Raw genomic sequence first — 25,342 nt, 5'->3', positions numbered from 1 at the left:
CCGTACAACAACGGCCAACACGCCGTACCAGAACGGCCAACACGCCGGATGGGGTGGCCCGTCAGCAGCAGACCGCGTCCTGCTGGGCGCGGCAGGTGCGCATCTCGGTCAGCCGTTGCGCCGCCCGCCGCGCGTCCGTGGCCTCGCCGGTGCGCAGCGGGTCGGTGATGATCTCCCGATCCGACTCCGGGATGGGTTCCAGCGTCAGGCGTAGGCCGAGTACGGCCGCCACCTCGGCGACCGTGCCCAGCGTGGGGTTGACGTTGCGGGCCGACAGCAGCCGTCGCACCGTCGCGGGTTGCGTGCCGATCGCCCTGGCGAGGTCCGCCTTGGACAGGCGTTCCCGGCGCAGGGCCTCGTCGACCGTGTTGATGATCGCGTCGACGGTGGCGATCCGCACGGACTCGGTGACGTATTCGCGCAGGAACTCCGGATCCTTCAGGTCCTCAGCCAGATCCGCCCAGAACTGTCTACTCATCCGGACCACCTCCATCTCCGCCTGACCGTACCATAAATGTTACGCGTGTGGCCTGATCGGCCTGGTCAGCGATGATGGGCCCGTGACGCGGATTGTGGCTGGGGTGGCGGGTGGGCGGCGGCTGGCCGTGCCGCCCAAGGGGACGCGGCCGACCTCCGAGCGGGTGCGGGAGGCGTTGTTCAGTGCGCTGGAGGCGGCGCTGGACCTGGACGGGGCGCGGGTGCTCGACCTCTACGCGGGGTCGGGGGCGCTCGGGCTGGAGGCGCTTTCCCGGGGGGCGGGGCACGCGTTGTTCGTGGAGTCCGATCGGCGGGCCGCGGACGTGCTGCGGGCCAACGTCGCCGCCGTCGGGCTGGGTGGCGCCGAGGTCAGGGCCACCGCGGTCGGCTCCGCGCTGGCTCTGCCCGCGAGCGCGCCCTACGACGTGGTCTTCGCCGACCCGCCCTACGCCGTGGACGGGGCCGCGCTGACCGCGGCGCTGGCGGCGCTGGTGGCTAACGGATGGGTCACGAACGGGGCGCTGGTGCTGGTCGAGCGGGCGGCTCGGGACGGCGGCGTGGACTGGCCGGAGCCGCTGGTGGGGCTGCGCACGCGCAAGTACGGCGACACCGCCGTGCACTGGGCGGAGTGGGCCTGACGCAGGGTGGCGTGCGAAGAATCATCCGCCATCTAGCAGGGATAACGCTGGCGAACCGGGGCTTGGTCGTGACGGCGCGCAACAACCGGGCCCGACCGTCGCTACAATGGAACGCGTGCCAAGGGTCGAGGCCCGGGATTGAACCCCCCGAGCTCCTCCGGCCTCAGGCTCTCCCCCGAATCCTGACGGCTGTGGCTTCGTGCCCCCGCCGACTGTGATGACCGTTGCGAAAGGGCGTACGTGGCAGCCGCAGAAACCGCAACTCAACGCTCCAGCGTCGCCAAGGCGAGCAAGTCCGCTTCAGCCCAGGCTGCTGACGCCGAGGAGACTACCACGCCGGGCACGGCGCGGAAGAGCGCTGCGAAGCCGGCCGCGGCCAAGAAGCCAGCGGCCAAGAAGCCAGCAGCCGGGGCTAAGGCTCCGGCGAAGAAGACCGCGGCCAAGCCCGGTCCGGCAGCCAAGGGCGCCAAGGGCACCGGCAAGCCCGGTGAGGGCGAGGAGCCTGGCGACCTCGAGGAGATGCCCGGCGACGAGGAGTTGGTGGACGAGGCCGATCTCGTCGTCGTCGACGAGCCGGTCGAGGAAGAGCCCGCCGAGGAGGAGCCGCAGAAGTCCGGCGACTTCGTCTGGGACGAGGAGGAGTCCGAGGCGCTGCGGCAGGCCCGCAAGGACGCCGAACTCACCGCCTCCGCCGACTCCGTCCGCGCCTACCTCAAGCAGATCGGCAAGGTCGCGCTGCTCAACGCGGAGGAGGAGGTCGAACTCGCCAAGCGGATCGAGGCCGGTCTCTACGCGGTGGAGCGGCTGCGCAAGGCCGAGGAGGAAGAGGAGAAGCTCGCCGCCCAGATGCGGCGCGATCTCCGCTGGATCGTCCGGGACGGCGAGAAGGCCAAGAACCACCTGCTCGGCGCGAACCTCCGCCTGGTCGTCTCGCTGGCCAAGCGCTACACCGGCCGCGGCATGGCCTTCCTGGACCTGATCCAGGAGGGCAACCTGGGCCTGATCCGCGCGGTGGAGAAGTTCGACTACACCAAGGGCTTCAAGTTCTCCACCTACGCCACGTGGTGGATCCGGCAGGCCATCACCAGGGCCATGGCCGACCAGGCCCGCACCATCCGCATCCCGGTGCACATGGTGGAAGTGATCAACAAGCTCGGCCGCATACAGCGTGAGCTGCTCCAGGACCTGGGTCGCGAGCCCACCCCCGAAGAGCTCGCGAAGGAAATGGACATCACGCCAGAGAAGGTCCTGGAGATCCAGCAGTACGCGCGAGAGCCGATCTCGCTGGATCAGACCATCGGCGACGAGGGTGATTCGCAGCTCGGTGACTTCATCGAGGACTCCGAGGCCGTGGTGGCCGTGGACGCGGTCTCCTTCACGCTGCTGCAGGACCAGCTCCAGTCGGTGCTGGCCACGCTGTCCGAGCGCGAGGCGGGCGTGGTCCGGCTGCGCTTCGGGCTCACCGACGGCCAGCCGCGCACCCTGGACGAGATCGGCCAGGTCTACGGCGTGACCAGGGAACGGATCCGCCAGATCGAGTCCAAGACGATGTCCAAGCTGCGGCACCCGTCGCGTTCCCAGGTGCTGCGCGACTACCTCGACTAGAGCACACCACATCGCCTGTGCAGGGCCCACCGCCGATCGTCGGGGTGGGCCCTGTGGCATTTCCCACCAACCCCCGCACGACCGGTGGCACACGGCGAGTGGGCTGCTACGGTCCGGCCTTATGAGGCGTGCCGTGTGCCCCGGCTCCTATGACCCGGCCACCAACGGACATCTGGACATCATCGAGCGGGCCGCCGGCCAGTTCGACGAGGTCACCGTCGCGGTCATGATCAATAAGAGCAAGCGCGGGCTGTTCACCGTCGAAGAGCGGATGGACATGCTCACCGAGGCGACCGCGCACCTGACCAACGTGCGGATCGACATCTTCCACGGCCTGCTCGTGGACTACTGCCGCACCCATGACATCCGGGCGATCGTCAAGGGCCTGCGCGCGGTCAGCGACTTCGACTACGAGCTGCAGATGGCCCAGATGAACCACCAGCTCTCCGGCGTGGACACGCTGTTCGTCTCCACGAACCCGCTCTACAGCTTCCTGTCCAGCTCGCTGGTCAAGGAGGTCGCCACCTACGGCGGCGACGTCTCCCACCTGCTCCCGCCGCTGGTCAACGAGGCGCTCACCAAGCGCCTGGCCGAGCGGCGGGCGGAGAAGGACCTGGACTAGTCCAGCGCCAGCTTCATCCCGATGTGGCTGCCGACGAACCCGAGCCGCTCGTAGAAGCGCTGCGCGTGCTCGCGACTGGCGTCGGTGGTCAGCTGGACCAGACCGCAGCCACGCCGCCGGGCCTCGGCGATGGCGAACTCCACCATCCGCTGGCCAAGGCCGCCGCCGCGCTGGTGCTTGTTCACCCGGACCGCCTCGATCAGCGCCCGGCTCATGCCCAGCCTGGACAGCCCGGGGATGAAGGTGAGCTGCAAGGTGCCCACCACCTCGCCGTCGGCCTCGGCGACCAGCAGCAGCTGGTGCGGGTCCTCATCGATCGCCTTGAACGCGTTCAGGTAGGCCGGATCGCCCGGCCGTTCCCGGCCGGCGCCCAGCTTGTCATCGGCCAGCATGGCCACGATGGCGGCCACGTCGGCCTGCACCGCCCGCCGGAACTCCGGCTGTACCCCAGAAGTCATGGCCCCAAGCCTGCCATCGAAGGTTCAACTCGATGTCTGTTGACGATCATTCGCAATCGTTAGCTTCGAGGCTCATGAGCCAGATCACATCTCGTGCAGTGAAAACCCTGCTCGCCGCCCTGATCACGCTGGCCTCCCTGCTCGTGCCCGTCGCGGGTTCCGCCGTCGCCGACACGCTGTCGGTGAGCGCGGCCTGCGGGGACACCTCCGGGTTCCGGCGGTCCAACCTGTCCACCCTGCCCGCACAGGCCAGGGACACGGTGAACCTGATCAAGAAGGGTGGGCCCTACCCCTACCCGCAGGACAACACCGTCTTCCAGAACCGGGAGCGGCTGCTGCCGCTGTGCTCGGGCGGGTACTACCGCGAGTACACCGTGAAGACCCCCGGCGTCAGCCACCGCGGCGCCCGCCGGATCGTCAAGGGCAACGCCAACGAGTTCTTCTACACCGCCGATCACTACCGCTCGTTCGTGCTGGTCAACATCAACGCCTAGGCAACCTCCCGGACAAACCTCGGTGGACACGCCCCCGGCTGCGTCACCCGCAAGGCCGGACACGGCACACTGAAGGGGTAACCGTGGTCCAGGGGCGAGGAGTGCGACGTGTACCGGGTGTTCGAGGCGCTCGACGAGCTGGTCACCATCGTCGAGGAGGCACGGGGAGTCCCGATGACCTCCGGTTGCGTGGTGCCGCGCGGCGACGTCCTTGAGCTGTTGGACGACGTGCGCGACGCCATTCCGGCGGAACTGGACGACGCGCAGGACGTGCTGGACCACCGGGACGAGGTGCTGACCAAGGCCCGTACCGAGTCCGAGCAGTCCGTCGGCTCCGCGCGGGCCGAGGCGGAACAGACCGTGTCGCAGGCGCGGGCCGAGGCCGAGCACATGCTCGCCGAGGCCCGCGCCCGCGCGGAGCGGATGGTCTCCGAGGCCCAGGCCGAGGCCGAGCGCACCGTCACCGCTGGCCGCCGCGAGTACGAGGACCTGGTCGGCCGCTCCCAGGACGAGGCCGACCGGATGATCCAGGCCGGGCGCACCAGCTACGAGCGGGCCGTGGAAGAGGGCCGCGCCGAGCAGGCCCGCCAGATCGAGCAGACCGAGGTGGTGCGGGCCGCGCACGCCGAGGCCTCCCGCCTGGTCGACAGCGCCAACGGCGAGTCCGACCGGCTGCGCAGCGAGTGCGACGCCTACGTGGACAGCAAGCTGGCCGATTTCGAGGAGCTGCTCGGGCGCACCCTGCGCACCGTGACCAAGGGCCGCCAGCAGCTGCGCGGGCCCATCGGCGGGCCGGCCCCGGTGCCATTCGACTACCAGGACGGCTACCGTGAGGAGGAGGTCGGCGGCCGCACGCGCCGCTGATTTCCGTCTGCGCGGGCTTGTCCCGTACGCTGTTCAGGCTGCACGAGTCACGTGTGGCGAGACTCGTATGAAGACTGTGAGCATGTCCAAGCACCACTCAGCCGAACTTCGGCGCACCCCGTCCGGGCCCTGGGTCATCGACACCAGGGACCTTGGCCGTCGCGCCGGCCTCAGCCGCAGGTACCACCGCACGGTGACCACCGAGGGCGATTTCGGCCTGGACCTGATCCGGTTGGCCCCTGGCGAGGAAGTCGAGGTCGACATCCTGGCCGAGGCGGTCGTGGAGGGTGTGCTGATCACCGGGAGCGTGGCCGGTCCGACCACGGCCGAATGCTCCCGCTGCCTCGACGCGTTCACCGGCGAGGTCGAGATCAGGGTCACCGAGCTGTTCGCCTACCCGAACAGCGCCACGGACGAGAGCACGGACGAAGACGAGGTCAGCCGGGTCGTCGACGACCTGATCGACCTCGAACCGGCGGTGCGCGACAGCCTGTTGACCGCGCTGCCGTCCTCGCCGCTGTGCGCGCCGGACTGCAAGGGATTGTGTCCGGAGTGCGGCGGCAAGTGGGCCGATCTCGGCCCGAACCACACGCATGAGACGATGGATCCTCGCTGGGCCGCGCTACAGAAGCGGTTCGGCGGGACCGAGGAGGAGAACTAGTCGTGGCCGCTCCGAAGCGCCGTATGTCGCGGTCCAACACGCGTTCGCGGCGGGCCCAGTGGAAGGCCACCGCGCCGACGCTGGTCGCCTGCGAGAACCGTGCGTGCCGCAAGCCGAAGCTCCCGCACACCGCATGCCCCACCTGTGGCCAGTACGACGGCCGCCAGGTCGCCCGGCCGGCCTGACCGGGCGGGCAGGCATGGGAAGCAAGGGATCCCGAGGCCAGCCAAGTGACCGCAGCCTGCTGCTGAAGGCGCTCGGCGTCGATCTCGACGCCGAGCTGTTCACCCTCTCGCTGACCCACCGCTCGTACGCGTACGAGAACGGCGGGTTGCCCCCCAACGAACGGCTTGAGTTCCTGGGGGACGCGGTGCTCGGACTGGTGATCACTGATCACCTGTACCGCACCCACCCGGATCTGCCGGAGGGCCAGCTCGCGAAGCTCCGGGCCAGCGTGGTGAACATGCACGCGCTGGCCGGGGTGGCTCGTGAGCTGGGCCCCGGCGGGCTGGGTGCGCACCTGCTGCTGGGCAAGGGCGAGGAACTCACCGGCGGCCGGGACAAGGCGAGCATCTTGGCCGATGGGCTGGAAGCCGTGATCGGCGCGGTCTACCTGCAACACGGGGTGGAACCCGCGCGGGACCTGGTGCACCGGTTGTTCGACCGTCCACTGGCCGAGGCCCCGCTGCGGGGCGCCGGTCTGGACTGGAAGACCAGCCTCCAGGAACTGACCGCGGCGGCCGCGCTCGGCGTGCCCGAGTACCGGGTGGACGAGTCAGGGCCGGACCACCGCAAGGAGTTCGTGGCCACCGTGCTCGTTGGCGGGCGCGGACTGGGCAACGGCGACGGCCGGACCAAGAAGGAAGCCGAGCAGAAGGCCGCCGAGGCGGCCTGGCGCACGCTCTCCGAACAGGTTCGGGTGGCCGCCGAGGAGAAGGCGGCCGCCGCCGAGTCCGCAGGCAAGGCGGAGGGCAACGGCAAGGCCGGGGGCTAGCTCCCGGCTGGTCGTTCGCACTGCCGCTCCCAAGTTCACATCGACTTCACTCAAAGACGCGTCAAGGGCACTTGACGCGTCTTTGACGTTTTCCCTAGGTGCCTGAACCCGTCGCCCGACTTCGCTCGTCCACGGGCCTCTCAGGGGCCGTTACGGGCTTCCTGGTGGCATCCGGGTGAGTTTCTAAACAGCGTTGTCAACGACTCGGCCGGTTGGCGGAGTGTGCGGAGGGAGTCGGCGTGCCTGAGTTGCCCGAGGTGGAGGTTGTCCGGCTCGGTCTGGACCGGCATGTGGTCGGCCGCACCATGGCCGCGGTCGAGGTGCTGCACCCCAGGGCGATCCGGCGGCACGAGCCGGGTCCGCTGGATTTTGCCGGTCGGCTGGCCGGGCGCGGGCTGGTCGCGGCGGTGCGCAGGGGCAAGTACCTGTGGCTGGAACTCGACGGGCGGACCGAGGCGCTGCTGACCCACCTCGGCATGAGCGGGCAGATGCTGGTGCAGCCGGTGGGGACGCCGGATGAGAAGCACCTGCGGGTGCGGATCAGCTTCGCCGACGGCGGGCCGGAGCTGCGCTTCGTCGACCAGCGCACCTTCGGCGGGCTCGCGGTGACCGAGCTGGCCGAGGTGGACGGCACCTTGTTGCCGGATCCGGTGGCCCACATCGGCCGGGATCCGATGGATCCTGCCTTCGACCCGGAGCGGGCGGTGGCCGCGCTGCGGGCCAAGCGCACCGAGCTGAAGCGGGCGCTGCTGGATCAGACCCTGGTGTCCGGCATCGGCAACATCTACGCGGACGAGGCTCTCTGGAGATCTCGGCTGCACTGGGCCCGTCCGACCGCCGGCCTGACCCGTCCGGCTGCCCGCCTGGTCCTGGCCGCCGCCACCGAAGTCATGGCGGAGGCATTGGGTGCTGGTGGGACGTCCTTCGATTCACTCTACGTAAACGTGAACGGACAGTCGGGATACTTCGACCGTTCGCTCGCCGTTTACGGAAAGACTGGGCAGCCGTGCCCGCGCTGTGGGACGCTGATCGCGCGTGAGCCGTTTATGAACAGGTCTTCGTATTTCTGCCGGGTTTGTCAGCGGCCCCCGGTTAGCGGTCAACGTTAAATCTATCCCAAGTTTCTCTGGGAGAAACGTCAACTTACGCCAAAGTAGTTTACGCCACGCTGTTTCATTTTGTGAACTGCTTAGTCTCGTGAACAAAAAAAGTGGGCGAGTCCGAGAGCCGGACCGCCCACCCGATGGTGCAGTTGATCTTGTTGTCAGCCGGACTTCAACTGGCTGCGAAGCTGGCTGGTCGCCCACTCGAAGCTGGTCGCGGGGCTGGGCTCACCTGGGCGAACCGACAGCTCCTTGATGCTGTCGATCAGCATCAGGACCGCCCGGACCGACGGGAGGATCATCTGACCCTCCCTGGTCAGCCGTGCGCCCGCGGGATCGCGGGTGAACAGCTTGGTCCCGAGGGACTGCTCTAGAGACTTGATCTGGTAACTGATTGCGGGCTGTGAATACCCGAGGGACTTCGCCGCCAGGTCCATACGGCCGAGGTCCGCAATCGAGACGAAAGCCCGGAACTCCCGCTCGTGCATTGTTTCTCCCCAGTGTCGCGCTGCGCTAAGGGCCCCACGTGCCCGGGAGAAGTGCCCCGGATCACGCCATAATGAGGACATTACCAACGGCTCATGTGGAAGTCCACCGTTTGGGTACCCGTACCTCCGAGCGGAGTACAAAGTTACTCCCGGTTCACTACTGTGCGCCGTGAGACGCCGCTAAGTAGTGAGCAGATCGGGCATAGCACCGGACAACCGGCTGCGGGGAACGCCGAACACTCGTTCGCCTAGTACGTCATCACAGTCGCATCTCGGGGCGGTATATGTCCAGCCACATCGTTATGTCGAGCAGTCGCTCCAGGAACGCTCTGGTAGCGCGGTCGATCAGCGCGGGGTCGGTGGTGGCCACCGCGCGCACCCAGTCCCGCTCGATGATCTCGAACACGGTGGCGTCCCGGCGGCTCAGCAGCTCGTGCAGCTGGTCCTGCACCGCGAGCAGGTACTTCACGTCCTGGGTGGAGGGGTAGGGGCTCTTGCGGCGCTCCAGCACGGTGCTGGGCAGCAGGCCCCGCGCGGCCCCGCGCAGCAGGCTCTTCTCCTTGCCGTCAAAGGTCTTCAGCGCCCACGGCGCGTTGTAGACGTACTCCACCAGCCGGTGGTCGCAGAAGGGCACCCGGACCTCCAGCCCGACGGCCATGCTCATCCGGTCCTTGCGGTCGAGCATGTTGGTCAGGAACTGGCTCAGGTGCACGTGGCAGATCCGGCGCAGCCGCTGCTCGCGCGGATCGTCGGTGTCCAGCACCGGGGCCTGGGCCAGCGCGTCGGCGTAGCCGCCCACCAGGTGGCCCGGGATGTCCATCCGCGCGGCCAGTCCGGCGTTGATCATCGGGCGGGTCTGGCTCTGCGCGCCGCCGATGCCGGCGATCCACGGGTAGATCGGCGCCTGCTGGGCCGCCGGGTCGTGCTGCCACCAGTACCCGGCGAAGACCTCGTCAGCGGACTCGCCGGAGAGCGCGACCGTGGAGCGGGCCCTGGCGGCCTGGAAGAGCAGCAGCAGCGACACGTCCATCTCGCCCATGCCGGTGGGCAGATCGCGTGCGGTGACCGCGGCCGCGCGGTTGTCCGGGTCGGCCAGCGCGGTGTGGTCGAGCACGATGTCGGTGTGCTCGGTGCCCACGTGCCGGGCGACCTGCCGGACGAACGGCGCGTCCAGGCTGTCCTGCAGCACGTGCGGCACGAAGCCGTCCTGCTCGCCGGCGAAGGAGACCGCGAAGGTGCGCGGGATCTCGCCGCGCTCGTGCAGCACCTCGGCGGCCAGCGCGGTGAGCACGCTGGAGTCCAGGCCGCCGGAGAGCAGCACGCACTGCGGCACGTCGGCGACGAGCTGGCGGCGCATGATGTCGTGCAGCAGCTCGCGCACGTGCTCGACGGACTCGGCCGCGTTGTCCGGGTGCGGCATCGCCTCGACCCGCCAGTACACCCGCTCGCGCAGTCCGTTGTGGTCGAGCACGGCCAGCGTGCCGGGTTTCAGCTCGCGCATGCCGTGCCAGATCGCGGAGCCGGGCATCTTGACGAAGCCGAAGATCTCCCGCAGCCCGTCCTCGCCCAGCGCCTTGCGGGCCAGCGGATTGGCCAGGATGGCCTTGGGTTCGGAGCCGAAGAGCAGGCCGTCGGCGGTGGGGTAGATGAACATCGGTTTGACCCCGAGCCGGTCCCTGACCAGCAGTAACCGTTCGGTTCGGTCGTCCCAGACGGCGAAGGCGTACATGCCGTTGAGGTGCTCGACCAGGTCCTCGCCCCACTCCAGGTAGGCGGTGAGCACGACCTCGGTGTCGCTGGCGGTGCGGAAGCGGTGGCCGCGGCGCTGGAGTTCGGCGCGCAGTTCGCGGTGGTTGTAGACCTCGCCGCTGTAGGAGAGCGCGATCGCGCCGGCCGGGGTCTCGGCGACCATCGGCTGCGCGCCGCCGGGCAGGTCGATCACGGCGAGGCGGCGGTGGCCCAGCCCGGCGTGCCGGGCGGTCCATACGCCTTCGCCGTCGGGGCCGCGTGCGGCCAGGGTCGCGGTCATGGCACGGAGGGTGACCGTGTGCGCGGTCAGCTCCCGGTCGTAGGAGACCCAGCCGGTCACTCCGCACATGACGCGCCTCCTCGCGCTTGTCCCCCAGCCTTGGACTGGGAAGTTACCCACTTCTGAGACGGGTTGGTTCCGCCGAGCAGACCCGTTGCCAGACGAGTGAGTCGGCCACTCGCATGTATGCGCTACGTAACCGCATCCGACCATCGGATCCCCTCGAAGGGTGGAAAACGGGCGAGAGGTGGCTCACCGGGCGCGTAAAGATCACGTCAATGCGACCGTCGGTGGCGTCAAGGAGTCATCAGGCCCGGTCAGCGCCCTGAAACCGGCATGCACGCTGACGCCCGATGTCGAACGACCTAGTCGAGAGGGGAGCGCGCAGATGGCCGACCTGGCCTTCGCGGTGCTGCTGATCGGTGGCTTTCTGGTGCTGGCGCTGACGCTGCGCGGATTGGAGCGGTTGTGACTACCGCCGCCGTGTTCAACCTGGTGGGCGGGGTGGTCGCGCTGTTCCTGCTCGTCTACCTGTTCGTCGCCCTGATCCGACCGGAGAAGTTCTGATGACCTCCCTGTGGACCGGCCTGATCCAGGTCGTGCTCCTGCTCGTGCTGCTGGCGGCCGCCTACCGCCCGCTGGGCGACTACATGGCCCGGGTGTACGAGGACGAGAAGCACTGGCGCCTTGAGCGTGGCATCTACGCGATCGTTCGGGTGGACCCGGGCGCCGGGCAACGGTGGACCACCTACGCCGCCGCTGTGCTCGGCTTCTCCTTCGCCTCGGTCGCGGTGCTGTACCTGATGCAGCGCTTCCAGGGCTGGCTGCCCTTCGGCTTCGACCGGGAGATCAACCCGGCCACCGCGTTCAACACCGCGGTCAGCTTCGTGACCAACACGAACTGGCAGTCCTACGTGCCAGAGGCGACCATGGGCCACTCGGTGCAGATGGCCGGGCTGACCGTGCAGAACTTCGTCTCCGCCGCGGTGGGCATGGCGGTCGCGGTGGCCGTGGTGCGCGGGTTCACCAGGGCCAAGACCGACCGGCTCGGCAACTTCTGGGTGGACCTGGTGCGCGGCAGTGTGCGCATCCTGCTGCCGCTGTCCATCGTGGCCGCGATCGTGCTGCTCGCCTTCGGCGCGGTGATGAGCCTGTCTTCCGGCGTCACCGTGACCACCCCGGACGGCCAGCAGCACGTGCTGGCGCTGGCCCCGGTGGCCAGCCAGGAGGCGATCAAGGAACTGGGCACCAACGGCGGCGGCGTCCTCAACGCCAACTCCGCCCACCCGTTCGAGAACCCGAACTCCTGGACCAACCTGTTCCAGATCTTCCTGATCCTGCTCATCCCGGTCGCGCTCACCCGCACCTTCGGCAAGCTGGTCAAGGACGTCCGGCAGGGCTACGTGCTGCTCAGCGTGATGGGCCTGCTGTTCGCGGTGCTGACCACGGTGGCCTGGTGGGCGGAGAGCAACCCCAACGGGGTCGCCTCGCTCGCCGCGGGCGCGGCCATGGAGGGCAAGGAGGTCCGCTTCGGCATCCCCGGCTCCTCGCTGTTCGCGGTGGCCACCACCGGCACCTCCACCGGCGCGGTCAACTCGCTGCACGACAGCTTCACCGGCCTCGGCGGCGGGGTGACCCTGCTGAACATGCTGCTCGGCGAGGTCGCGCCGGGCGGGGTCGGCGCCGGCCTGTACGGCATCCTGGTGCTCGCGGTGATCGCGGTCTTCCTGGCCGGACTGATGGTCGGCCGCACCCCGGAGTACCTCGGCAAGAAGCTGGGACGCCGGGAGATCACCGCCGCGGCCATCGCCATGCTGGCCATGCCGACCATGGTGCTGATCGGCGCCGGGACCGCGTTGTCGCTGCCGGGTGAGCTGAAGGTGGCGCTGACCAACTCCGGCTCGCACGGGCTCTCCGAGGTGCTCTACGCCTTCGCCTCGGCGGCCAACAACAACGGCAGCGCCTTCGGCGGGCTCACGGCCACCAGCGACTTCTTCCAGGTCGCACTGGGCATCGCGATGCTGTTCGGCCGGTTCGTGCCGATCCTCGCGGTGCTCGCGCTGGCCGGCTCGCTGGCCCAGCAGAAGCGGCATCCGGCCACCGCGGGCACCTTGCCCACCTCCGGACCGCTGTTCGCCGGGATGCTCACCGGCACCGTCATCCTCGTCGCCGCGCTGACCTTCCTGCCCGCGCTGGCCCTCGGTCCCATTGCGGAGGCCCTGTCATGACCGCCCCCACCAAGGAAAACCCCCAGCGCACCCCGGCGCAGGCACAGCACGTGCACGCCGAGCGCACCGGGCGGATCTCCGCCGGTGTGTTCAACCCCAGGCAGCTGCTGACCTCGCTGCCGGACGCGCTGCGCAAGCTCGACCCCCGCCACCAGCTGCGCAACCCGGTGATGTTCGTGGTGTGGATCGGCTCGGTGCTCAGCACGGCCTTCGCCGTGGCCGAGCCCAGCGGGTTCAGCATCGCCACCGCGGCCTGGCTGTGGTTCACCGTGCTCTTCGCCAACCTGGCCGAGGCGGTGGCCGAGGGCCGGGGCAAGGCGCAGGCCGAATCGCTGCGCAGGATGAAGACCGACACGGTCGCCTTCCGGCTGCTGCCGGGGCTGAACGTGACCGGCGCGGCCAAGGCCACCAGCCTGACCGTGGAGGAGATCGCGGCCAACAAGCTGGCGCCGGGTGACCTGGTGCTGGTCGAGGCCGGTCAGGTCATCCCGGGCGACGGCGACATCGTGGACGGCATCGCGACCGTGGACGAGTCGGCCATCACCGGTGAGTCCGCGCCGGTGATCCGCGAGTCCGGCGGCGACCGGTCCGCGGTGACCGGCGGCACCACCGTGCTCTCCGACCGGATCATCGTGCGGATCACCTCCAAGCCGGGGGAGACCTTCGTCGACCGGATGATCGCGCTGGTCGAGGGCGCCGAGCGGCAGAAGACGCCGAACGAGGTCGCGCTGACCATCCTGCTCTCCGTGCTCACCATCATCTTCCTGCTGGTGGTCGTGGCACTGCAGCCGATGGCGGCCTACTCCGGCTCGCAGCAGTCGGTGATCGTGCTGGTGGCGCTGCTGGTCTGCCTGATCCCGACCACGATCGGCGCGCTGCTCTCCGCGATCGGCATCGCGGGCATGGACCGGCTGGTGCAGCGCAACGTGCTGGCCAAGTCCGGCCGCGCGGTGGAGGCCGCCGGCGATATCGACGTGCTGCTGCTGGACAAGACCGGCACCATCACCTTCGGCAACCGGCGGGCCACCGAGCTGCTGCCGGTGCCAGGGTCCACTGTGGACGAATTGGCCGCGGCCGCGCGGCTGGCCAGCCTGGCCGACCAGACGCCGGAAGGCCGCAGCATCGTCGAGCTGTGCGTGCGGGAGTTCGGTCTGGCCGCGGAGGCATCGGCGGTGGAGGCGGCGGCCGAGTCGGTGCCGTTCACCGCGCAGACCCGGATGAGCGGGATCGACATCGGGGACCGGTGGGTGCGCAAGGGTGCGGGCAGCGCGGTGCGGGCCTGGGTGGCCGAGCACGGCGGCGCGATCCCCGAGGACGTCCAGGTGATCGTGGACCGGATCTCCGCCGAGGGCGGCACGCCGCTGGTGGTGGCCGAGGTCGAGGGCGGGAAAGCGTTGGTGCGCGGGGTGATCCGCCTCTCCGACGTGGTCAAGCCCGGCATGAGCGAGCGGTTCGCCGAACTGCGCGCGATGGGCATCCGCACCGTCATGGTCACCGGCGACAACCCGTTGACCGCCAAGGCGATCGCGGCCGAGGCGGGCGTGGACGACTTCCTCGCCGAGGCCAAGCCCGAGGACAAGATGGCCCTGATCCGCAAGGAGCAGGAGGGCGGGCGGCTGGTCGCGATGACCGGCGACGGCACCAATGACGCGCCCGCGCTGGCCCAGGCCGACGTCGGGGTGGCGATGAACACCGGGACGGCCGCGGCCAAGGAGGCCGGCAACATGGTCGACCTGGACTCCGACCCGACCAAGCTGATCGAGATCGTGGAGATCGGCAAGCAGATGCTGATCACCCGCGGCGCGCTGACCACCTTCAGCATCGCCAACGACCTGGCGAAGTACTTCGCCATCCTGCCCGCGATGTTCATGGCCATCTACCCGCAGCTGGACTCGATCAACATCATGCGGCTGGCCACCCCGCAGTCGGCGATCATGTCCGCGGTGATCTTCAACGCGTTGATCATCATCGCGCTGATCCCGCTGGCGCTCAAGGGCGTCCAGTACACCCCGTCCAGCGCCTCCGCGCTGCTGCGGCGGAACCTGCTGATCTACGGCGTCGGCGGCATCATCACGCCGTTCCTCGGCATCAAGCTGATCGACCTGCTGGTCGCTCTCATCCCTGGATTCGGGGGCTGAACGTGCACACCATCTCCACCCTCTGGAAGCAGACCATGGCCGGGCTGCGCGTCCTGCTCGTGCTGACCGTGCTGCTCGGCGTGGTCTACCCGCTGGCCATCTGGGGCATCGGGCGGCTGCCTGGCCTCTCGGCCAACGCGGAGGGCTCGCTGATCTACCAGAACGGCCGGCCGGTCGGGTCCGAGCTGATCGGCATCGACCTGGTGGACGAGCGGGCCAAGAACGATCCGACCCAGGACCGCTGGTTCCACAACCGGCCCTCGGCGCTGACCAAGGACGAGCCGAGCCCCGGCGACACCGCCAGCTCCGGCGGTTCCAACCGGGCGGGCGACAACGAGGACCTGCTCAAGGCCGTGCAGGACCGCAAGACCGCGATCGCCGCCCGCGAGCAGGTGGACGCGGGCAAGATCCCGGCGGACGCGGTCACCGCCTCGGCCTCCGGGCTCGACCCGCACATCAGCCCGGCCTACGCCGGACTCCAGGCACCTCGGGTGGCCAGGGAGAACGGGGTCGACCCGGCCACCGTGCGGCGGCTGATCGAGGAGAACACGGTCAAGGGCGTCGGCGAGCCCGGTGTCAACGTGCTCAAGCTCAACCTCGCCGTGCAGGCCGCACGGCGTTGATGCCCAGGATCAGGCTGGTCCAGGTGCAGACTGAGGACGTGAGCGAGCACTACGGCAAGCGGCGGCGCCGAGGTGAGTTGCGCATCTACCTCGGCGCCGCGCCGGGCGTCGGCAAGACCTACGACATGTTGTGCGAGGCGCACCGGCGGGTGGAGCGTGGCACGGATGTGGTGGTCGGCTACATCGAGACGCACGGCCGGGAGAAGACCGCGGAACTCGTGCGCGGGCTGGAGGTGTTGCCACGCAAGGAGATGAGCCATCGTGGGGTCGAGCTGACCGAGCTGGACATCGACGGGCTGCTGGCGCGCGCGCCCGAGGTGGCGGTGGTGGACGAGCTGGCGCACACCAACGTGCCCGGCTCGCGCAACACCAAGCGCTGGGAGGACATCGAGGAACTCCTGGACGCCGGGATCGATGTGCTCTCCACGGTGAACGTGCAGCACCTGGAGAGCCTCAACGACGTGGTGCAGCGGATCACCGGGGTGCCGCAGCGGGAGACCGTGCCGGATGAGGTGGTGCGGCGGGCCGAACAGGTCGAGCTGGTCGACGTCACCCCGGAGGCACTGCGGCGGCGGATGGCGCACGGCAACATCTACCCAGCGCACAAGATCGACGCGGCGCTGGGCAACTACTTCCGGCCGGGCAACCTGACCGCGTTGCGCGAGCTGGCGCTGTTGTGGGTGGCCGATCAGGTCGACGTGGCGTTGCAGCGTTACCGGGCCGAGCACGAGATCACCGACACCTGGGAGACCAGGGAACGGGTGGTGGTCGCGGTGACCGGCGGACCGGAGAGCGAGACGCTGATCCGCCGGGCCAGCCGGATCGCCAACCGGGCTGGCGCGGAACTGCTGGCACTGCACATCCTGCGCAGTGACGGGCTGGCCGGCGCGCCCGCGCAGGCGGTGGCGCGCTGCCGCAAGCTCGCCGACGACGTGGGCGCGACCTTCCACACCGTGGTCGGCGACGACGTGCCGACCGCGTTGCTGGACTTCGCCCGCGGCGTCAACGCGACCCAGCTGGTGCTGGGCACCTCCCGGCGCAGCTGGCTGGCCCGCGCCTTCGACGAGGGCGTCGGCTCGCGCACCGTGCAGGACTCCGGGCCGATCGACGTGCACATGGTCACCCACGACCACGCGGGCGGTGTGCTGCGGCGGCACCACGGGCCAGCGCGGGGCGTGCTGAGCCCGTGGCGCAAGACCTTCGGCTGGTTCGCCGCGGTGCTGCTGCCCGCCTCGGTCACCGCGATCGGGCTGCTGGCCGAGGAGACGCTGAGCATCTCCACCGACGTGGTCGGCTACTTCCTCGCGGTGGTGGTGGTCGCGCTGATCGGCGGCCTCGGCCCGGCGGTGCTGACCGCGGTGCTCAGCGGGTTGCTGCTGAACTTCTTCTTCAGCCCGCCGCTGTACACCCTGGACATCGCCAACGAGGAGAACGTGATCACCATCATCGCGATGGTGCTGGTCGCGGTGCTGGTGGCGCTGGTGGTGGACCGGGCTGGGCGGCGGGCCGAACAGGCGGCCAAGGCGCGGACCGAGGCGGCGCTGCTGGCTTCCTACGCGCGCACCGTGCTGACCCATCGCGAGCCACTGCAACGGTTGCTGGAGAAGATCACCGAGAACTTCGGGCTCAGCTCCGCGGCCATGCTGGAGGAGCGCGAGGACGACGAGTGGTACGTGGTCGCCGCGGTCGGTCCCGATCCGGCCACCGATCCGGACCAGGCCGATGTGGACGTGGTGATCAGCAGTGAGGTGCACCTGGCGCTCAAGGGCCGGGCGCTGCCCGCGGCGGACCGGGGGCTGCTGGAGGCGGTGGCCGGGCAGGCGTTGCTGGCGTTGCGGCAGCAGCGGCTGACGGTGAAGACCGCGGCCGCCGAGCAGAAGGCGGCCACCACCGAGTTGCGCACCGCGCTGCTGTCCGCGGTGGGCCACGACCTGCGCACCCCGCTGACCTCGATCAAGGCCGCGGTGAGCAGCCTGCGTGACCCCGAACTCCGTCTGTCCGAAGTGGACACCGCGGATCTGCTGGCCACGGTGGAGGAATCGGCGGACCGGCTGGTCGGGCTGGTGGACAACCTGCTCGACTCCTCCCGGCTGGCCACCGGCGCGGTGCAGCCGCAGCTGCGCGCGGTGGGCTACTACGAGGTGGTGGCCAGGGCGCTGCGCAGTGTGGACGACCCGTCGAAGGTCGAGGTCGACGTGGACGAGAGCCTGGTCCCGGTGTGCGCCGACGTCGGCCTGCTGGAGCGGGTGATCGCGAACGTGGTGGACAACGCGCTGCGGCACGGCCGAAAACCGGGCCGGGACGGGTTCGTGGTCGCGGTGCGGGCCAGCGCGCACGCCGAACGGGTCGAGCTGCGCATCGTCGACCAGGGCGCCGGCCTGCCCAAGGGCGCCGCCGCCACCGTGTTCCAGCCCTTCCAGCGTTTGAACGATCGCGACACCCGGGGCGTGGGCCTGGGGTTGAGCGTGGCGAAGGGATTCACCGAGGCGATGGGTGGCAGCATCCACGCCGAGGACACCCCCGGGGGCGGGCTCACCGTGGTGATCTCGCTGCCCGCGTACCGGATGGCCGAAGAGGAGAGCGCCGGATGACCAAGGTCCTGGTCGTCGACGACGAACCGCAGATCGTGCGGGCGTTGCGGATCAACCTGACCGCCCGTGGCTACCAGGTGCTGACCGCACACGACGGCGCCTCCGCGCTGAAGGCCGCGGCCGAGGGCAAACCCGACGTGGTGGTCCTGGACCTCGGCCTGCCCGACATCGACGGCACCGAGGTCATCTCCGGCCTCCGCGGCTGGACCAGGGTCCCCATCCTGGTCCTCTCCGCCCGCACCGACTCCACCGACAAGGTCGAGGCCCTGGACGCCGGCGCCGACGACTACGTCACCAAGCCCTTCGGCATGGACGAACTCCTGGCCCGGCTGCGCGCCGCGGTCCGCCGCGCGAGCAACTCCGGCGAGGAGGAACAGCCGGTCGTGCAGACCGCCTCGTTCTCGGTGGACCTGGCGGCGAAGAAGGTGCTCAAGGACGGGGCGGAGGTGCACCTGACGCCGACGGAGTGGGGGGTGCTGGAGGTCCTGGTGCGGGGGCGGGGACGGTTGGTGGCGCAGCGGCAGTTGTTGCAGGAGGTGTGGGGGCCGAACTACGCGACGGAGACGCACTACCTGCGGGTGTACCTGGCGCAGTTGCGGCGCAAGCTGGAACCGGAGCCCGCGCACCCGCGGCATCTGTTGACGGAGCCGGGGATGGGGTACCGCTTCGAGCCCTGAGCCGCGCGTCCCATAACGGCCAACACGGCGTACGAGAACGGCCAACACGGGGTACGAGAACGGCCAACACGCGCGGTCGGGTCAGGCGCGGTGGAGGGCGGCTACTGAGCGGATCAGGCCGTTGCGTTCCAGGGCGAGCAGGGTGTCCTCGGGGCGTTCCGGTGGGCGGCGGCGCGCGTCGGCGATCTGCTGGACGCAGTTCCACACGACCTTGGCGTCGAGGTCGATCTGGTCCAGCACGAAGTCGTCGGCGGACTTCGCCTCTATGTCCCACTGCCCGACCTGGCCCGGCGGGAAGTCCTTGAGGTTGTTGGTCACGATCACCTGCGCGCGGGCCTTGATCGCGGCGGCCAGCACGTGCCGGTCGTCGGGATCGGGGAGTTCGAGTCCGGCTTCGAGCGGTTCGTAGTTGGTCACCAGGCAGTCCCTGACCGCGCACACCATGAGCTTGCGGGTGCGGGCGAGCGCGTCCGGGGCCAGGTCGGGCCGGTGCGTGCGCAGGCTGTCGAAGACCTCGTCCAGGATCCGGTTGGTCCACTTCGCCTGCACCAGGCCGGCGCGGGCGATGCGGATCAGCAGGTCGCGCAGTGTGCTGGGGTAGAGCACACACGCGTCGTAGACCACGACGAAGGACAACTCAGGTCAAACCCATCTCCTGGGTCAACGCGGTCAGCTCGTCGGCCGCCTCGCGTCGACGTTGGTCGTCACGCCGCAGGTACCCCAGCAGCGAGGTGACCCGGATCCGGCGGTGTTTGCCCACCTTGCGGTAGTCGATCTCGCCGGCGTCGAGCAGGCCGATCAGGTACGGGCGGGAGACGTTCAGCAGGTCGGCGGCCTGCTGGGTGGTCAGTTCGGCGTTGGTGGGCACCACTGAGACGCCCTGGCCCGCGGCCATGTGCGCCAGGATCCGGGCGAACAGTTCGACCGCGGCGCGCGGCACGATCAGCTCCTCGCCGTCCTCGGCCACCCGCAGGCGGATCTCGTTGGGGCCGTCGGGATGACTGGCCAGGTAGTCGGTGACCCTGGCCAGGGCGGCGTCCGCGGTCCGGACGTCGCCCTCGTCCGGTTGCACCTGGTCGTTCGCCAGTGTCGTCATGGATGCCTCCTCCGCTAAACGCAGTATCCGCAACAAACGCAGTGAACGCAACCTCGGGTGGGGGCGTGGGGGCGGCTGCCGGCCCGGTCCAGGGGGTGTTCGGCCGGACGGGCCCGCGGGCTGGGCTGAGCCCGGCGGGCCTGGTGTGTGCTGCCGGGAATTCGCCGGGGTAACCGCATGATCGGCTGTCCGGGACTTACTTGATTAAGTACCCGGGAATGGGCCGAATGGTCCTGGTTGTGGCTTGGTTGGGCCGTTCGAGTCATCCTCTGCTCTTCCGGGCACCATAAGCACAGAAGCGGTTGACACCTGTCCGCGGGCGGCACAAAACTGGGCGACGGTCCTTGTGTGGCCGTTGTGTGAGGGGAAAAGGGGTGGGGATCCCGGCACGTACCGCGTTCTGACGTGATCAATTGCTCGTGGCGGTTGGTCCGGCGTTGGCGTGGTTTCTGGGGGTCTTATTCGGCATGTGCTCTTTTCCTTGAACGCCGCTGTTTCGAGGAATGGAGGTGGCATGCCCGTCACGCCGACCTATCCAGGCGTCTACATCGAGGAGCTGCCCAGCCGGGTCCGCACGGTCGCCGCGGTCTCGACCTCGGTGACCGCCTTTGTCGGCTACACCAGCCGCGGCCCGGTCAACGAGGCCGTCACGATCACCAGCTTCGCCGACTTCGAGCGTCGCTTCGGCGGCCTGGCCGGCGCCAGCGCGGTCAGCTACGCCGTACAGCAGTTCTTCCTCAACGGTGGCACCGTCGCCGTGATCGTCCGGGTCGCCAAGGGCGCCGGGCACGCCACCGCCGGCATCTACAGCCGGGCCGACGCCGGGAAGAAACGGGTGCTCACCTTACGTGCCCGCGAGCCCGGGACCTGGGGAAACGGGCTTCGAGTCAGTGTCGATCACGGTACTCCGACGCCGGATGCCACCTTCAACCTCCAGCTCAGCCACCCCAGTGGGCAGCGGGAGAGCTACGCCGACCTGTCCATGGACGCCGACCACGAACGGTACGTCGCCGCGGTGGTCAACGGCAGTTCCCGGCTGGTCACCCTCACCGTGGACAACGACCCCGAGCCCATCCAGCGGCCGGACCCGGTCGGCACCAACTCGGCCAAGTTCGCCGGCACCGTGCCCGACCCCTCCGGTGAGCTGGAGGTCTCCGTGCTCGGCGGGTCGACGGTGCACAAACTGACCCTGCTCAAATCCGGCGATCCCAAGCCCGCCAACCTGATCGAGCTGGCGTTGCTGCTGGAGAACAAGCTGCGCACGCTGCCGGACACCCCCGGCGATCGCACCTACGGCGCGGCCACCGTCACCGTGCGCGGGCACCGGCTGCAGGTCGTCGCGGGCACCTCCGACGCCGGGGTGGTGCTCAAGCTGGAGGGCTCGGTCGGCAACAACCTCGGCTTCGGCGCCGGCCGCAACGTCACCGCCTACGCCTTCGGCGGGGTGGACACCGAGGCCCAGGCCCCCGGCAGGCCCGGCGAGGACGGCGCGCTGCCCGGACACACCGAGCTGATCGGCAACGAGGGCGCCAAGACCGGGCTCTACGCGTTGCGCGATGTCGACGACGTCGGCCTGCTCGCACTGCCCGAGGCCGCCGCGCTGCCCGGCGACACCGACCTCACCAGGATGGTCGACGTGCTCGGCCACGCCACCAGGCTGTGCCGGTCCAAACGGATGTTCCTGCTGGTGGACGCCCCGGCCGCGTGGTCGAGCGTGGACGCGGTGCGGGCCAACCTGCACCGGCTCGGCTCGGTCCGCAGCGATCACGCCGCGCTCTACTTCCCCCGGCTGCAACTGCTCGACCCGCTCAGCGGCCGGCTGCGTGCCTTCCCGCCCTCGGGCGCGGTGGCAGGCGTGATGGCCCGCACCGACGCCGAACGCGGCGTGTGGAAGGCCCCCGCCGGCACCGAGACCAGGCTCAACTCGGTGCAGGGCCTCACCGTGCCGATGACCGATCCGGAGAACGGCCTGCTCAACCCATTGGCCGTGAACTGCGTCCGGTCCTTCCCGGTGATCGGCCCGGTGGTCTGGGGCGCGCGCACCCTCGACGGTGCGGACGCGACCCCATCGCAGTGGAAGTACGTGCCGGTCCGGCGTACCGCGCTGATGATCGAGGAAAGTCTGTATCGCGGCACGAAGTGGGTGGTTTTCGAACCCAACGACGAACGGCTCTGGGCGCAAATTCGACTGAATGTCGGCGCATTCATGCACTCGCTGTTCGAACGCGGCGCATTCCAGGGCACCTCGGCCAGGGACGCCTACTTCGTGAAATGTGACAAGGACACCACGACGCAGAACGACATCAACAGCGGCGTGGTGAATGTCCTGGTCGGCTTCGCCCCGTTGAAACCGGCGGAGTTCGTGATCATCAAGATCGAGCAGCTCGCCGGACAGATCGAGGTCTAGGGGTACTCATGGCCGAGTTCACCGTCAACCCGCAGCGGTTCGACCCGTACAAGAACTTCAAGTTCCTGGTGGTCTGCGACGGCCGCGTGGTGGCAGGCGTGTCCAAGATCAGTCCGCTCAAGCGCACCACCGAGGTGGTCAAGCACCGCAGCGGCGGCGACGCCAGTTCACCGCGCAAGTCCGCGGGCCGCACCGAGTTCGAGGCGATCACGCTGGAACGCGGGGTCACCCACGACCCGGACTTCGACCGCTGGGCCAACAAGGTCTGGCTGGTCGGGCAGGGCCGCGGCGCGGAGATGTCGCTGCGGGACTTCCGCAAGGACATCGTCATCCAGGTGCTCAACGAGTCCGGGCAGGTCGCGCTGGCCTACAAGGTCTACCGGGCCTGGCCGAGTGAGTACCAGGTGCTGGGCGAGCTGGACGCGAACGCCAACGCGGTCGCCATCCAGAGCCTGAAGCTGGAATGCGAGGGCTGGGAACGGGACTACGAGGTCGCCGAACCAGAGGAACCGTCGCTGAGCAACCCGGCCTGAGCCGATGGCGGCCGCGAGCGAGCTGCTGGATGCCTGGGAGCGCGGGCTGGCGGCCGGACACACCCAGCGCGCGCTCCTGCTGCACCGGCTGGCCCGCCCGGCGGCCGGTGCCACCGAACTGCTCGCGGCCCCGGTGGGGCAGCGGGACCGCGAGCTGTTCGGGCTGCGCCGGGAACTCTTCGGCGACCGGCTCAACGGGCGGCTGTCCTGCCCGGACTGCGCCGAGGAACTGGAGTTCGACTTCACCGCGGGCGCGGTGCTGGCCATCGGCTCGACCGCCGAACCGGTGTGGGTCGAACACGAGGGCTACCGGGTGCGGGTGCGCCCGCCGACCCCGGCCGACGTGCTCGCCGCCGGCGCGGCCGGCCGGGACGCGCGGACCGCGCTGCTGCGGCGGATCGTGCTGACCGCCACCTGGGACGGCCACCCGGTCGGCGCCGACGACCTCCCGCCGTCGGCGCGGACCGCGGTGGCCGCGGCCGCCGCCGGACTCGACCCGGCCGCCGAGGTGCTGCTCGACGTGCCCTGCGTGGCCTGCGGCAGCCGGGCCAGGGCACTGCTGGACATCGCCGCCTACCTGTGGGCCGAACTCGACTCCTGGGCCCGCGGCCTGCTGCTGGACGTGCACGCCCTGGCCGGGGCCTACGGCTGGACCGAGCCGGAGGTGCTCGCGCTGAGCCCCACCCGCCGCCGCTACTACCTGGAGCTGGTGGGACATGACTGAACCCGACTTCCTCGACCGCCTGCTCGCCCGCTGCCTGCCCGGCGCGGGCCTGCCCACCGACGCCACCCCGGTGCGGCCAAGGCTGAACCAGCTCTTCGAGACCTCCGTACCCGCGGCGGCGGAACCCGACTCCGCCGAGGCACCGCGGGCCACCACCCCGGCCGTCGCAGGTCCGGGGAGCCCGGCGGCAGCGCCGCGCGCCGTCCCACCACCGGCCGCCGCACCAGCGGCGGAACCGGCTCCGGTGCACTCACCGACGGCAGGCCCGCCGGTGACCGCGTCCACCTGGGCCGAGCCGGTGTCGACGCCGGCGCTGCTGCCGGTGCGCACGGTGGTTGAACCCGTGCGCCAGGAGATCCGTTCTGTCAACGAGACCATCACGGAGCGGCGGATCCCGGTTACCGCCGCTCCACCCCACGGGCCGGCCGATGTGGAATCCCCAGCCGCATCGGTCGGCCCCGCAGCCCCACCGCGGCCTGGGCCTCGACCCCAGGCCGCGGTGACTCCCCGGCGGCGGCGCGGGCCGGAACCCGCGCCGCCGGCGGTGACGGTCAGCATCGGCAGGCTCGAGGTCACCGCCACCGCACCGGATCCCGTTGCCCGGCAACGCGATCGGTCGCGGCGGGCGGAACCGGGGCTGGGACTGGCCGAGTACCTCGGCGGTGACCGATGAGCAACACACTGGCCATCGCCACCGTCACGCACGCCCTGTGCGGCTACCTGGCCCGGTCCCTGGACGTCGGGATCGCGGTCAACGTCAACCCGCAGAAGCCGCCGGCCGATCCGCCGTCGGACCCGATGATCTCGGTGTTCCTCTACCAGGTCACCCCGAACGGCTCGTTGCGCAACGCGGACGCGCCCACCCGCGGCCCGGACGGCGCGGTGCTGCGCAAACCGCAGGCCGCGCTGGACCTGCACTACCTGATCAGCTTCTACGGCGAGGAGGCCAGCGCGCTGCCGCAGCGGCTGCTGGGCAGTGTGGTGCGGGCGCTGCACGAGGACCCGATCCTGGCCCGCAAGGACATCGAGGACGCGGTGCTGTTCCACCCGCACCTGGCAGGCAGCGATCTGGCGGCCAGTCCGCACAAGGTCCGGTTCACCCCGGCCCAGCTCGACCTGGACGATCAGTCGAAGCTGTGGTCGATGCTGTTCCAGACGCCGTACGCGGTGTCGCTGCACTACCTCGCCTCGCTGGTGCTGGTGGACGGCCGCAGCACCCCGCAGGCCGGGAAACCGGTGCTGCGCAGGCACATCCACGTCGAGCCGTTCGTCCGGCCGGTGGTGGAGCAGGTGCTCTCGCTGCCGCCGGGCGCGGATCAGGGCACGCCGCCGGACACCGGGCCGATCACCGCGGACCGGGATCTGGTGCTGATCGGGCTCAACCTCGGCCGCCCGGACCCGGTGGCGCTGGTCGGCGGGCTGGTCGCGCCGGTGCGCCGGATCTCCGACGCCCAGGTGGTGCTCGGCCAGCCCCCCAACCTGCCGCCAGGCGTGCACACCGTGCAGCTGCGTTACCCGGTCCAGCTCGACCCGGCCGGCGAGCCGCGGCCACTGCTGGAATCCACGGCCGCGCCCTATGTCCGGCGGCCGAGGGTGCTGCGCGCGGAACGGCGCGGGCAGGGCGTGTGGCTGCGGCTGGACATCCCGGTCGAGGCCGACCAGCGCGCCCAGCTGCTGCTTGACGGCACCGGGGCGCGGGCCCGCAGCTACCAGTTCACCGCGCCGTTCCCGCTGGTCGGGGTGCCCGAGCCGGTGCGGGAGCTGATCGTGCCGATCAAGAACGTGGTGGCAGGCCGCTACCTGGTGCGGGTGCAGGTGGACGGCGCGCAGAGCCCGCTGGACTTCGCGGGCGGCGCGTTCACCGGACCCAGCGTGGAGATCACCGGCTGAGG

General features: G+C 70.0%; 27 protein-coding genes. 21 read left to right on the top strand and 6 right to left on the bottom strand.

The annotated features are described in order from the left end of the window. Window positions 1–61 precede the first annotated feature (61 nt). The gene (locus tag HNR67_RS41355; RefSeq protein WP_185009165.1) at window positions 62–478 is read right to left on the bottom strand and encodes a helix-turn-helix domain-containing transcriptional regulator; all 417 of its coding nucleotides are present in this window, start codon (window positions 476–478) and stop codon (window positions 62–64) included. Window positions 479–560: 82 nt separating this feature from the next. Here HNR67_RS41355 and rsmD point away from each other — a divergent pair, with 82 nt between their 5' ends. The 3 genes from rsmD to coaD all read left to right on the top strand — a co-directional run bounded on the left by rsmD (window position 561) and on the right by coaD (window position 3,342). After that, window positions 561–1,115 (top strand): 16S rRNA (guanine(966)-N(2))-methyltransferase RsmD, encoded by a 555-nt coding sequence (gene rsmD / locus HNR67_RS41350; RefSeq protein ID WP_185009164.1) that lies wholly within the window; start codon window positions 561–563, stop codon window positions 1,113–1,115. Between the two features lie 240 nt (window positions 1,116–1,355). Then, a complete protein-coding gene (locus tag HNR67_RS41345) occupies window positions 1,356–2,720 on the top strand; it encodes an RNA polymerase sigma factor (protein WP_185009162.1) in 1,365 nt (454 codons plus the stop codon). A gap of 121 nt (window positions 2,721–2,841) precedes the next feature. Next, window positions 2,842–3,342, top strand: a complete 501-nt coding sequence (gene coaD, locus HNR67_RS41340; protein WP_185009160.1) for a pantetheine-phosphate adenylyltransferase — start codon at window positions 2,842–2,844, stop codon at window positions 3,340–3,342. On the opposite strand, the gene HNR67_RS41335 is transcribed toward coaD, so the two are convergent. Beyond that, window positions 3,339–3,800: a GNAT family N-acetyltransferase gene (locus HNR67_RS41335; RefSeq protein ID WP_185009158.1), complete on the bottom strand. Its 462-nt coding sequence runs from the start codon at window positions 3,798–3,800 to the stop codon at window positions 3,339–3,341. The genes coaD and HNR67_RS41335 overlap by 4 nt on opposite strands. 74 nt (window positions 3,801–3,874) lie before the next feature. Here HNR67_RS41335 and HNR67_RS41330 point away from each other — a divergent pair, with 74 nt between their 5' ends. The 6 genes from HNR67_RS41330 (at window position 3,875) to mutM (ending at window position 7,922) form a co-directional block, all read left to right on the top strand. Beyond that, complete coding sequence (locus tag HNR67_RS41330) at window positions 3,875–4,294, top strand: ribonuclease domain-containing protein (protein WP_185009156.1); 420 nt, start codon at window positions 3,875–3,877, stop codon at window positions 4,292–4,294. Window positions 4,295–4,402: 108 nt separating this feature from the next. Next, complete coding sequence (locus HNR67_RS41325; protein WP_185009154.1) at window positions 4,403–5,158, top strand: SPFH domain-containing protein; 756 nt, start codon at window positions 4,403–4,405, stop codon at window positions 5,156–5,158. 82 nt (window positions 5,159–5,240) lie between these two features. Then, window positions 5,241–5,819: a YceD family protein gene (locus HNR67_RS41320; protein ID WP_185009152.1), complete on the top strand. Its 579-nt coding sequence runs from the start codon at window positions 5,241–5,243 to the stop codon at window positions 5,817–5,819. A gap of 2 nt (window positions 5,820–5,821) precedes the next feature. Continuing rightward, window positions 5,822–6,004, top strand: coding sequence for a 50S ribosomal protein L32 (gene rpmF, locus HNR67_RS41315; protein WP_185009150.1), 183 nt, complete (start codon window positions 5,822–5,824; stop codon window positions 6,002–6,004). Between the two features lie 14 nt (window positions 6,005–6,018). Beyond that, a complete protein-coding gene (gene rnc / locus HNR67_RS41310) occupies window positions 6,019–6,813 on the top strand; it encodes a ribonuclease III (protein ID WP_185009148.1) in 795 nt (264 codons plus the stop codon). 239 nt (window positions 6,814–7,052) lie between these two features. Next, the gene (gene mutM / locus HNR67_RS41305) at window positions 7,053–7,922 is read left to right on the top strand and encodes a bifunctional DNA-formamidopyrimidine glycosylase/DNA-(apurinic or apyrimidinic site) lyase (protein WP_185009146.1); all 870 of its coding nucleotides are present in this window, start codon (window positions 7,053–7,055) and stop codon (window positions 7,920–7,922) included. A 155-nt stretch (window positions 7,923–8,077) separates the two neighbouring features. On the opposite strand, the gene HNR67_RS46050 is transcribed toward mutM, so the two are convergent. Together HNR67_RS46050 and asnB are read right to left on the bottom strand one after the other, a co-directional pair. Then, on the bottom strand, window positions 8,078–8,404 hold the full coding sequence (locus HNR67_RS46050; RefSeq protein WP_086787003.1) for a LysR family transcriptional regulator: 327 nt from the start codon (window positions 8,402–8,404) through the stop codon (window positions 8,078–8,080). Window positions 8,405–8,663: 259 nt separating this feature from the next. Continuing rightward, window positions 8,664–10,502 (bottom strand): asparagine synthase (glutamine-hydrolyzing), encoded by a 1,839-nt coding sequence (gene asnB, locus HNR67_RS41295; RefSeq protein WP_185009144.1) that lies wholly within the window; start codon window positions 10,500–10,502, stop codon window positions 8,664–8,666. 160 nt (window positions 10,503–10,662) lie between these two features. Between asnB and HNR67_RS41290 the strand changes: the two genes are divergently transcribed. The 7 genes from HNR67_RS41290 to HNR67_RS41260 are packed head-to-tail and all read left to right on the top strand — an operon-like array spanning window position 10,663 to window position 18,690. Continuing rightward, window positions 10,663–10,905, top strand: a complete 243-nt coding sequence (locus HNR67_RS41290; RefSeq protein WP_185011826.1) for a hypothetical protein — start codon at window positions 10,663–10,665, stop codon at window positions 10,903–10,905. After that, complete coding sequence (gene kdpF / locus HNR67_RS41285; protein ID WP_185009142.1) at window positions 10,902–11,000, top strand: K(+)-transporting ATPase subunit F; 99 nt, start codon at window positions 10,902–10,904, stop codon at window positions 10,998–11,000. The genes HNR67_RS41290 and kdpF overlap by 4 nt, the downstream gene beginning before the upstream one ends. Next, window positions 11,000–12,661: a potassium-transporting ATPase subunit KdpA gene (kdpA, locus tag HNR67_RS41280; RefSeq protein ID WP_185009140.1), complete on the top strand. Its 1,662-nt coding sequence runs from the start codon at window positions 11,000–11,002 to the stop codon at window positions 12,659–12,661. The genes kdpF and kdpA overlap by 1 nt, the downstream gene beginning before the upstream one ends. After that, on the top strand, window positions 12,658–14,799 hold the full coding sequence (gene kdpB, locus HNR67_RS41275; protein ID WP_185009138.1) for a potassium-transporting ATPase subunit KdpB: 2,142 nt from the start codon (window positions 12,658–12,660) through the stop codon (window positions 14,797–14,799). Before kdpA ends, kdpB begins: the two co-directional genes overlap by 4 nt. An 11-nt stretch (window positions 14,800–14,810) precedes the next feature. Continuing rightward, on the top strand, window positions 14,811–15,422 hold the full coding sequence (locus tag HNR67_RS41270; protein ID WP_185011720.1) for a potassium-transporting ATPase subunit C: 612 nt from the start codon (window positions 14,811–14,813) through the stop codon (window positions 15,420–15,422). Continuing rightward, window positions 15,422–18,013: a DUF4118 domain-containing protein gene (locus tag HNR67_RS41265; protein ID WP_185009136.1), complete on the top strand. Its 2,592-nt coding sequence runs from the start codon at window positions 15,422–15,424 to the stop codon at window positions 18,011–18,013. The genes HNR67_RS41270 and HNR67_RS41265 overlap by 1 nt, the downstream gene beginning before the upstream one ends. Beyond that, window positions 18,010–18,690, top strand: coding sequence for a response regulator (locus HNR67_RS41260; protein WP_185009134.1), 681 nt, complete (start codon window positions 18,010–18,012; stop codon window positions 18,688–18,690). Before HNR67_RS41265 ends, HNR67_RS41260 begins: the two co-directional genes overlap by 4 nt. An 81-nt stretch (window positions 18,691–18,771) precedes the next feature. On the opposite strand, the gene HNR67_RS41255 is transcribed toward HNR67_RS41260, so the two are convergent. Together HNR67_RS41255 and HNR67_RS41250 are read right to left on the bottom strand one after the other, a co-directional pair. Next, window positions 18,772–19,326 (bottom strand): PIN domain-containing protein, encoded by a 555-nt coding sequence (locus tag HNR67_RS41255; RefSeq protein ID WP_185009132.1) that lies wholly within the window; start codon window positions 19,324–19,326, stop codon window positions 18,772–18,774. 1 nt (window position 19,327) lies between these two features. Further along, window positions 19,328–19,786, bottom strand: coding sequence for a helix-turn-helix domain-containing protein (locus HNR67_RS41250; RefSeq protein WP_185009130.1), 459 nt, complete (start codon window positions 19,784–19,786; stop codon window positions 19,328–19,330). Between the two features lie 514 nt (window positions 19,787–20,300). Between HNR67_RS41250 and HNR67_RS41245 the strand changes: the two genes are divergently transcribed. From HNR67_RS41245 to HNR67_RS41225, 5 genes are read left to right on the top strand one after another with little or no spacing between them, the layout of a single operon-like run. Then, window positions 20,301–22,193 (top strand): phage tail sheath family protein, encoded by a 1,893-nt coding sequence (locus HNR67_RS41245; protein ID WP_185009128.1) that lies wholly within the window; start codon window positions 20,301–20,303, stop codon window positions 22,191–22,193. Window positions 22,194–22,201: 8 nt separating this feature from the next. Beyond that, on the top strand, window positions 22,202–22,726 hold the full coding sequence (locus HNR67_RS41240) for a phage tail protein (protein WP_185009126.1): 525 nt from the start codon (window positions 22,202–22,204) through the stop codon (window positions 22,724–22,726). A gap of 4 nt (window positions 22,727–22,730) precedes the next feature. Beyond that, the gene (locus tag HNR67_RS41235) at window positions 22,731–23,450 is read left to right on the top strand and encodes a hypothetical protein (RefSeq protein ID WP_185009124.1); all 720 of its coding nucleotides are present in this window, start codon (window positions 22,731–22,733) and stop codon (window positions 23,448–23,450) included. Continuing rightward, window positions 23,443–24,123, top strand: coding sequence for a hypothetical protein (locus HNR67_RS41230; protein ID WP_185009122.1), 681 nt, complete (start codon window positions 23,443–23,445; stop codon window positions 24,121–24,123). Before HNR67_RS41235 ends, HNR67_RS41230 begins: the two co-directional genes overlap by 8 nt. After that, window positions 24,120–25,340 carry a DUF4255 domain-containing protein gene (locus HNR67_RS41225; RefSeq protein WP_185009120.1) on the top strand — a complete coding sequence of 407 codons (1,221 nt, stop codon included), beginning with the start codon at window positions 24,120–24,122 and terminating at the stop codon, window positions 25,338–25,340. The genes HNR67_RS41230 and HNR67_RS41225 overlap by 4 nt, the downstream gene beginning before the upstream one ends. Window positions 25,341–25,342: the final 2 nt, after the last annotated feature.

The sequence above is a fragment of the Crossiella cryophila genome, from assembly GCF_014204915.1.
Lineage (GTDB): Bacteria > Actinomycetota > Actinomycetes > Mycobacteriales > Pseudonocardiaceae > Crossiella > Crossiella cryophila.
The sequence above is the reverse complement of the archived record's forward strand: the minus strand, read 5'-3'. Positions and strand labels throughout refer to the sequence as shown.